Here is a 9,474-nt window from a genome sequence, read left to right as displayed (position 1 = left end):
TAATGATATGAGACCACACGAGAGTTTAGGAAATCTAACACCTAACCAAGTACATGACGAAGGTTTTACAAGGCATGATACCGAACGCGTTATTGGAAAGAAATATAATTGGAAAAAGAAGACCGAACCTGTCAAGGCCCGCTCTGAAAATAGCAACCCTATCCGACCAAACGACTATTCCTTGGCAACTTCCTCCTCAGCAGAGCTTGCCTCCTCTTTATCGTGGTACTGTAAGTTAAATGAAACTTCTTAGAAATTAAAACACTTACTATATTTGAAAAACAAAAGTGTCAACCATTTTCAGGACGAGACAAAGGTCCGGGTTTACCCATGTCTTTTTCAATTTTGGATTCCCTCGCAAACCTTTAATTGCAACTCTAGACAGCACCAATATTTCATATTGATCAAACTAATCTTCCAAAATTTTATGGAATGGAGTTCTAATTTCAGCACTTATTATTACCAGTAAACCCATTAATGAAGCCTAATAAAATTAATTTGGCTATTTTGTACAACAAACACCAAATAAATATGGGATAAATAAAAATAAACCTATACTATTGGATTTAATAAGTATCAATTACCAAACAATAAGTTTTGCCCTATAATTAATAAACATGACCACAAAAGCATCAGCCTTAGGAATAGTATTTATTGCCCTTTTATTTTCACAATTAATCAGTTGCACGCATAAAAAGGAAAATACCACAATTGAAGATTACCCGGATCCAGTAAACAATCCTAGCTCCAAAATAATGCTAATGGGAGACTGGTTTGAGCACCCCCATGATATTGATTTTGATAACCTCCCCAAAATCCCTTCCGCACATGCACTAGTTAGTGACGTGACGGCGGAAGGCGTAAACCACCCAACTTTCTCGGAAGCAAAAACAAGTGGTGGTGTTAATCAACATTCCTATATCACTTTTTACGAAGGCAAGTACTGGCTGATGTGGAGCGATGGCCCTGGTGTCGAAGACAGGGTTGGGCAGGTAGTGAAATATGCTACTAGTCCAGATGGACTTAGCTGGTCTAAACCTGATTTTCTTACCTCTTACCCGGAAGGATCGGGTCCAGAATCAGAACATTACAATACCCGAACTGAAAAAGGGAAACGCTGGATTTCTCGTGGTTTCTGGCAAAGAGATGGGGAACTTCTGGCCCTGGCATCCCTTGATGAGGCAGCAGGCTTTTTTGGTCCAAGCCTGGAGCTTTGGGCTTATAAATGGAATGGTGCCTCCAATTCATGGGAAGAAAAGGGAGTAGTTTATAAAAATGCCATCAACAATTTCCCTCCAAAACTTCTGCCTACCGGAGAATGGCTAATGTCCAGAAGAGCTTATGATTATAAAGAATCCGGCATTGAATTTTTGCTTGGTGGAATTAAGGGCTTTGATCAATGGGAATCCTATCCCGTAACAGGCTCTACCGCAGAAATGGATCCTGAAGAGCCCTATTGGTGGGTGCTGCCTGACGGAAAAAACCTGATGGCACTCTTTAGAGACAATAGGAAAAGTGGCTACCTGTACAGGGCGTTCTCCATAGACAATGGACGGACATGGAGCAATCCCGTTCGAACGAATTTCCCCGATGCCCGATCAAAATTCAATGGCTTAAGATTAAACGATGGCAGGTATGTATTGGTCTCTAATCCACATCCTGAAAGAAGAGACCCTCTCACATTGGCCATTAGCGATGATGGCATGGTATTTACCAAAATGGGTTACCTGACTGGTGGCAGACACATCGATTACCCACATGTGATTGAGCAAGATGGCCATTTGCTTATTGCCTTTGCTGGATCAGTAAAGCAAAAAATAGAAGTATTAAAGGTTAAAATCACTGATCTGGATAAGCTGGAAATGCCTCCCTTGAAAAAGTAAAAGGTTATTTATTGAATTGTATAGAATGTACGATTAATCGAAAATTAATCAATTAACCTAGTTCACTTCGTTTTTAAGGTATGCGCTATATCTAAATATTAAACCCTTATTGGACATTAAAATTTAAACCAAAAACGCCTTCCTTGGCGATCTGAAGCTGAAAAATAAAGGCATACATTGTTGAAAATTCCGGTTATAACCTAAAGCCTCTAATGAATACTTCAAGTTTCGCCACTTGTTAAAACTTTGATTTAAAAATGGATAGAAGAAATTTTATAAGATTAAGTTCATTAGGAACCCTAATTACGGGTAGTGGATTAGCTGCTTCATGTGTGTATAAAAATGCCGATTCGGAAGGAGAAGACTTTGCTGATATTGCTGTAATAGGTGGAACACCTGCAGGAATAATGGCGGCAATTTCAGCGGCAAGAATGGGCTCTAAAGTAATCCTTACCGAATACCATTCCCACTTAGGCGGGATGACCACAAGCGGATTAGGCAAAAGTGATATAGAAAACAAAGAGGCCATTGCTGGTCTTTTTAAGGAGTTTACAGAAATGGTACTACACTACTATACCGAAAAATATGGAAAAAGCTCCAAAGAGGTATTGCTTTGCAAAGAAGGCTATTACTATGAACCATCTGTTGCCGAACTGGTATTTAACCAAATGATAGCGGAAGAAAAAAACATCAAGGTGCTATTCAATTACCAAATAGAAGAAGCCGAGATGAAATCTGAAAAAATTTCCAGATTAAGGTTTAAGGACCGTACCAGTGGAGACACTCGATTTCTAAAGGCTGAGGTATTTGTTGATGCTACCTATGAAGGAGATGTTTTTGCCCTTGCGGGTGCAGTTTATCGCTTGGGAAGGGAAGGAAAAGAGGAATTTAATGAAGCACATGCCGGCCATATATTCTTTGATTTCAATGAAAAAGCATTTTTGGAAGGGGGCAGTGGTGAAGAAGATAGCAGGTTGCCTGCCTACACCTATCGCTTGTGCATGACGGATGATCCAGCAAACAGCTATGTACTTACTGAACCTCCTCATGGCTATGACAGAAACAACTATGTGGAATATTTTAACGATTTAAAGGACGGAAGATTAAGTGCACCCAAAGTGTTTAAAGAAGGGCATGGTTATTATTCAGATCACTTTGATACAATGGTCCGGGTTTTTTCCTTCACCGAAATACCAAATCGAAAGTATGATGTTAACATCAATCCAAGACCATTGGGATTCCCATTTGTGGGAGAAAATTACGCTTATCCTGAAACCGACTGGGCTGCTCGAGAAAGAATATTCAAGAGACATAGAGAACTGACCCTAGGCTTGATTTACTTTGTTCAGAATGATCCGGAAATTCCGGAAGAACACAGAAACCTGGCCATGAAATACCACTTGCCCAAGGATGAATTTACAGACAATGAACACTTCCCTTGGCAATTGTATATCCGCGAGGCCAGGAGATTAAAAGGAATGTACACCCTCACCGAAAATGACGTTACCCTTCGCGAGGATGCCCAAAGAACCACGGTTTTTGAAGACACCATTATTACAGGTGAATTTCCAATTGACAGCTTTCCAGTTTCCAAAGTTCCATCAAAAGACAATAAAGTATTGGAAGGCTATATAGGGATGTATGAAATCTCTCCTTACCAGATTCCCTACAGGATTCTGGTTCCTGAAAAAGTCCTGGGATTGATTGTTCCGGTGGCGGCATCCACTACACATGTTGCCTATTCTACCGTAAGAATGGAACCCTTATGGATGGGAATTGGCCAGGTTGCAGGTATCGCTGCCCACATGTCCAGAGAATTGCAGGTAGAAATTAAGGATGTACCTGTGCTAGAACTCCAGAACATTTTAATTAAGAACCATCAAATCCTGACTTACTTTAAGGACATAGACAGGGCGGATAAAGCTTTTGATGCGGTACAGTTTTGGGGTACCAAAGGATTTTTTGATTCCTATTTGGCAAGGACACAGGAGCATTTATCAACTGAAGATTGTAAGCTGTGGCTGGGCATTTTCGAAGAAATCACCAATAATCCAGAAATCACCATCGATGCCGAGCTGAACAATAATGGCCAAGTTGTGTCAATTTCAGTCCTACAGAAAACCCTTCAAACCATGAATAAATCCGATGGAAAAAATCTTCAGCCGGAGTCCTGGTTATATGAAAAAAGAGCACTTAAATCCAACGTCCTACGAGGGGAAGCCTGCATGGCCATGTACCAATTGTATCAGGAAACTGAATTGGCTAAAGACAAAAACACTTAAACCCGAACAACATTGAGAAATCCATTTTACAAAATTCTGTAAAGCCTGAATAAATAGTAATCGGCTTTGATCAATGCGCACCACCTAATCTTACTTCTTGGAATAGGGAATGAAATATAGCGCCTGACTTTTAATTTTTCACATGATCTTCGATAACGTTTCCGTTACTATTTTTAGAATATTGTTTCTTTATTTCTCTGGTAATGACTATATAGTAAAGGGATTACCGCATACTAAGAAATTTCATTGACAGAAGGAATCCTCTTTACCATTCCAATTTTTACAACTTACTTTTGACCACAAAAGATCTTGAAAAATGAAAAATAACCGCAGAGAATTTATCAAAGTTGCCGGTATGGCTGGTGCTGGTATTGTTGTAGGTGCCAGTAGGTCAAAGGCTGAAACCCCAAAAACGCAGGTACACAAGCAATCTTTTAACATGCATGGTTATGCCGCACCAAAAATGGACAGGGTGCGGATGGGTTTAATTGGCGTGGGCAGTCGGGGTTCAGGAACATTAAACCGTTTTGCAAGTATAGAAAACGTAGACATTATTGCGCTGTGCGACATTCTTCCCGGAAATATTGAAAAAGCACTTAAGACGATAGAAGGTTATGGACACAATCCGGACACCTATACAGATGGTGAAGAAGCTTACAAAGCGCTTTGTGACCGCAATGACATAGACCTGATCTACATTGCAACCCCATGGAAGTTCCATGCTCCCATAGCCGTATATGCCATGGAAAGAGACAAGCATGTTTATACCGAATTGCCAGTAGGTATTTCCCTTGAAGAATGCTGGCAGGTGGTGGAAACTTCAGAAAGGACGAAAAAGCATTGCTTTATGGGTTGTGGGTCTTGTCATGACGGAATGGCAGCCACCATTTTAAATATGGCTAGAGATGGCTTTTTTGGCGAATTGATTCATGGAGAGGGCAATTATGTTCATGACAGGGTAAATGGCCCAGACAGGTGGGAAAGAGATGAAGACAATTGGTTCGGCTACCGACCTTGGCGCTTAAAAGAAAATGTAGGCAGGAATGGCAATCTTTACCCGCAACATGTTCTGGGACCAGCTGCTCAGATGATGGATCTCAATTACGGAGATCAAATGGAATATTTGGTTTCCATTTCCAGTGGTGATTTTACCATGGCGCCTAAGATGAAAGAGCTGGCTGAAAAAGACCCTTATTTCGAACCTTATGATGGGCTTAAATTCCGTGGGAACATGAATACTACCCTGATTCGTACTTTTAAAGGGAGAACCATCATGTTGCAACATGACATAAGCTCACCCAGACCTGGTTCCAGATTCCAACTGATCAGTGGCTCCAAAGGCATCTATGAAGCCCGCCCACCAAGAATAGCGATTAGTGAGGATTATATGGAAGAAAGCGAATTCAAAGCACTTGTAGAGAAATACACCCCAAAGATGACGAGAACTTTTCAAGAGAAAGTATCACAAGCTGGAGGAATCAAGGGAAGCAGGTCCTACGAAAGAGTAACGGCCAGTGATTGGCGTTTGATTGATTGTCTTAGAAATGGATTGCCTTTGGAAATGGATGTGTATGATGCAGCCTTGTGGACAGCAGTAACTCCTTTGAGTGAGCAATCAGTGGCCCAACAAGGCAAGACGATGAAGGTTCCTGACTTTACCTCAGGTGCTTGGAAAACAAATAAAAGAGGAATGGACATTGATTTAAAAGAAGGTGGTACAACCAATTTAATTTAACCCGAAACATGCAATAGATAATCTATTACGTGCTGAAATCACTTCAAAATCAGCCACTTCGTTGCTGTTTTCAATTTCACCATAGCGGTGCTATGCTAAAATATCCAAACAGCCTGATTTTCTTGTGATTACAACACTTCCCGTAAACACGGGACAAGCTATTACAAATCCTATTACATAATCCGAGTTTAAAAGTTGGAAAGTGAGATTTCATGAACAATAAAAGCATCCTACCACTGAAGTTTATTTTCTTTTGCCTCTTGCTCAACTTTTCCTGCAATGGTTCTGGGGAAAAGAAAGCTACCCAAAAGCTTGAGTCTGAAAATGCCCTCTCAGGGAAGGAACTATCGGAAAAACATTGCCAAAGTTGTCATTTGTATCCAAAACCATCTGAATTGGATAAAAAAACTTGGGAGCGTTCGGTATTGCCTTTGATGGGCAGGTTGTTTGGGATCTATGAAGCGGAGGTGCCAAGAAGTACAATTCTCGAAGGTGCTATTAACAAAACGGCCGTTGAAGATCTTCAAATGTTTCCCGAGAAACCCAGTATTGCTGCTGTAGACTGGGAAAAGATAAAGGCTTTTTATTTAGCAGAAGCACCAGAGGCCCTAGACCAAACCATATGGGAAGAAAGTAAAATTAGCCATTTGGAAGGTTTTGAAATGGTGGAGCCTACAGAAAATGGGAAGCTTCAGAACATTACCTTTTTAAAAACAGATCCCAATAATGAAGGCATCTATGTAGGTGGTGCTTCTGGGGAGCGAGGTTCTCTTGCCATCTTAAATAGTGGCAACAGAATTTCTCAGATGATTCCTCTTCCTTCTGCCCCCACAGATGTAGCATTTGGAAAGGACGAGCTCTCCATCACACTGGCTGGTTCCCTCAGGCTCTCCCCCGGGAAAAATAAATTTGGAGATTTGATCACCTTGTTCAGAAATCCTGGAGAACTTCACTATTCATCTTTCAGGAAATTCTTAAGCCAACTGAACCGGCCTGTTCAAACAGTTTTTGAAGATGTGACTGACAATGGGCTTAATGATATACTTGTAGCAGAATTTGGGTATTATACCGGATCCCTTACCTTGTTTGAAAATTCAGGCAATCCGGAACACCCTTATAAAAAAACCACCTTAAAGAATGTAGCGGGAGCCATTCATGCGGTTGTAAAAGACATGAACGGAGATGGGAAAAAGGACATTGTCGCCCTCTTTGCGCAAGGAGATGAAGGGATTTCCATCTTTTACAATGAGGGAGAAGGTCAATTTACCGAAGAAAGGGTTCTCCGGTTTCCTCCTACTTATGGTTCCGTATCTTTTGATTTGGTAGATTTTAACAAGGATGGACACCTGGACATTCTTTATGGGAATGGGGACAATGGAGATTATCCTCCCATAGCAAAACCCTATCACGGGCTAAGAATATTTGAAAATGATGGGAAAAATAACTTTAAACAGGTTTATTTTTTCCCAATGAATGGAGTTAATAAATGTGCCGCAGCAGATTTTGATCAGGATGGCCAACTTGATATTGTGGCAATAGCCTATTTCCCGGACTTTAATTTATCCGGCAGGCAGGATTTCGTTTACCTAAAGCAAGAAAGCCCATATGCTTATCAGCCTAAAATTTTAAACACCAAATTGGATGCCAGGTGGATTACTTTTGAAATTGGTGATATTGATTTAGATGGAGACTTGGATTTGCTACTTGGATCTAATGGCAAATACGACAATAAAGCCAATCCTTCAGAAGAACTTAAAAAACTTAATGGCCCTATGCTAATATTACAAAATTTAGAAATACAGCACTAAATTAACATTAGGTTTCGCCACATTGGTGCCAGAAATAGGTAGAATCGCCTATTTCTGGCACCAATGAAGGGAAAAATGGCTTAAGCATTTTGTTGAGTATCCAAATCCAAGCTATGGATAAGTTCATGAATAAATGCAAGCTTTTTGCTAACTGGGGATGAAATGACAAAAGGATATGGATCTGGAAGGCCCATGCTCCTATTCAAGCTGTTTAAGGCCAAAGACAAAGAAGTCCATTGATTGAGGAGTTGTGAGAAATCAACAAAACCATAGGCATCTTCCGAAAATTGAGTGGAAACAATATCTGGAATCCCCGTTAGTTTGGGATTAATGGTTAAACCAAAGGCATAAGCAGTCTCTAGGGTATCCACCATATGAAGGTAATGCGCCCAAGACTCTGCCCAATCTTCCCATGGGTGTGCACTGGCATAAGAAGAAATAAAGTTCTCCTGCCAGTTGTCTGGTGCCCCATTACTGTAATGTTTGTCAAGCGCATCGGAGTAGGAAATGCTTTCGTCTCCAAAAACAGACCGGAACTTTTCCAGCCATTCTGTTTCTGCGATCAATACCTCCCAATAATAATGACCGATTTCATGTCTGAAATGCCCCAAAACGGTCCTATAGACTTCGTCCATTTGTTTTCTAGCCATGGCGCGTTCTACATCGTCAGCTTCTGCAATGTTCATGGTAATAATACCAGAGGCATGCCCTGTCAATACCTTTTTCTGATTTTGGCTGGCCTTGAACTCAAAGCCCAGTCCTTTTCCGGAGGATTCATCCCATGGAAAAAAAGGGAGTTTCCATCTCAAAAGCGCATAAACCAGCCTGTGTTTAGCTTGTTCGATTTTTATCCACCTTTTCCTATAAGCAGGGTTAACCAAATCCGGTATAACTCGATTTAGGGAACAGGCCTTACAGTATTTTTCGGTGGACGCTTGGGGTATCAACCAGTTGCAGGCGTCCAGCTTATTGTTTTCGCAAAAGCGAAAGGCAACTTTAGCTTCATTTCTTGTGACAAAATAGCCATTGGATTCTTTAAGTGCTAGCAAGTCCAAACTAATTGGATCAAAACCCAATGAGGACTGACAATGGCTACAATGGGTATTTTCAAAAAATGTCAGCTGCCGGCAATGGCCACATTGGAAAAGTTTCATGGTTAATGTTTTAGGAAATGTAAGGAATTTCAGCGATAAAAACACCTCAAGTAATTGATACCGAATAAAATCCCCCTTCATAAAAACTAACAGAAAGCAAAAAGCCGATCGATTTTTTTTTTACGCCAAATATTCAATGCCTTTTCTAATTTAGAATGGAGTCAGCCCAAAGAAATACCCTTATAGCCTTCGATTCATACCCCAGGATCTTCTAGGATTGAACCCGAAATATGCAATAGACAATCTATTACGTGCTGAAATCGCTTTAAAATCAGCCACTTCGTTGCTGTTTTCAATTTCACCATAGCCGTGCTATGCTCAAATCTCCAAACAGCCTGATTTTCTTGCGATTCCAACACGTCCCGTAAACACCGGACAGGCATCACCCCTGACCTTCTGAGGACGGAGAAATGCTGTTACATAATCCCGGTTAAATTTTTTCTGGAACAGTAGTTATTAATTGATCTATGATCGTGTCTGGTGAACTGGAGAAATTTCCTGAGATCCGGTTGGCAACAATGGCATTCATGCTAAGGACCTCATGCCCTAACATTTTCCCCATGGCATAATAGCCTGCTGTCTCCATTTCGAAATTGGTAAAGGCATGTTTCT

General features: G+C 40.8%; 6 protein-coding genes and 1 pseudogene. 5 read left to right on the top strand and 2 right to left on the bottom strand.

The genetic code is table 11. From position 1 onward, the window contains the following. From AC13EX_RS00035 to AC13EX_RS00015, 5 genes are all read left to right on the top strand, one after another. The coding region (locus AC13EX_RS00035) for a hypothetical protein (RefSeq protein WP_482891036.1) at window positions 1-253 on the top strand (253 nt) is incomplete at its 5' end. A gap of 364 nt (window positions 254-617) precedes the next feature. Next, complete coding sequence (locus tag AC13EX_RS00030; protein ID WP_339715624.1) at window positions 618-1,883, top strand: exo-alpha-sialidase; 1,266 nt, start codon at window positions 618-620, stop codon at window positions 1,881-1,883. Between the two features lie 257 nt (window positions 1,884-2,140). After that, window positions 2,141-4,165 (top strand): FAD-dependent oxidoreductase, encoded by a 2,025-nt coding sequence (locus AC13EX_RS00025; protein WP_482891035.1) that lies wholly within the window; start codon window positions 2,141-2,143, stop codon window positions 4,163-4,165. Window positions 4,166-4,481: 316 nt separating this feature from the next. Further along, window positions 4,482-5,900 (top strand): Gfo/Idh/MocA family protein, encoded by a 1,419-nt coding sequence (locus tag AC13EX_RS00020; RefSeq protein WP_482891034.1) that lies wholly within the window; start codon window positions 4,482-4,484, stop codon window positions 5,898-5,900. A gap of 212 nt (window positions 5,901-6,112) precedes the next feature. Further along, a complete protein-coding gene (locus AC13EX_RS00015) occupies window positions 6,113-7,708 on the top strand; it encodes an FG-GAP repeat domain-containing protein (RefSeq protein WP_482891033.1) in 1,596 nt (531 codons plus the stop codon). Window positions 7,709-7,788: 80 nt separating this feature from the next. Here the strand turns inward: AC13EX_RS00015 and AC13EX_RS00010 are convergent, their stop codons facing one another. Together AC13EX_RS00010 and AC13EX_RS00005 are read right to left on the bottom strand one after the other, a co-directional pair. Next, complete coding sequence (locus tag AC13EX_RS00010) at window positions 7,789-8,862, bottom strand: zinc-binding metallopeptidase family protein (protein WP_339715612.1); 1,074 nt, start codon at window positions 8,860-8,862, stop codon at window positions 7,789-7,791. A 430-nt stretch (window positions 8,863-9,292) separates the two neighbouring features. Next, window positions 9,293-9,474 (bottom strand): annotated as a pseudogene (locus tag AC13EX_RS00005) (phosphorylase); the annotation flags it as partial.

The sequence above is a fragment of the Cyclobacterium sp. L-R genome (assembly GCF_056859355.1).
The sequence above is the reverse complement of the archived record's forward strand: the minus strand, read 5'-3'. Positions and strand labels throughout refer to the sequence as shown.

Bases quoted from the DNA above. Each gene is read 5' to 3' on its own strand.
- AC13EX_RS00025 (WP_482891035.1), top strand. From the start codon at position 2,141: ATGGATAGAAGAAATTTTATAAGATTAAGTTCATTAGGAACCCTAATT.
- AC13EX_RS00030 (WP_339715624.1), top strand. From the start codon at position 618: ATGACCACAAAAGCATCAGCCTTAGGAATAGTATTTATTGCCCTTTTA.
- AC13EX_RS00020 (WP_482891034.1), top strand. From the start codon at position 4,482: ATGAAAAATAACCGCAGAGAATTTATCAAAGTTGCCGGTATGGCTGGT.
- AC13EX_RS00015 (WP_482891033.1), top strand. From the start codon at position 6,113: ATGAACAATAAAAGCATCCTACCACTGAAGTTTATTTTCTTTTGCCTC.
- AC13EX_RS00010 (WP_339715612.1), bottom strand. From the start codon at position 8,862: ATGAAACTTTTCCAATGTGGCCATTGCCGGCAGCTGACATTTTTTGAA.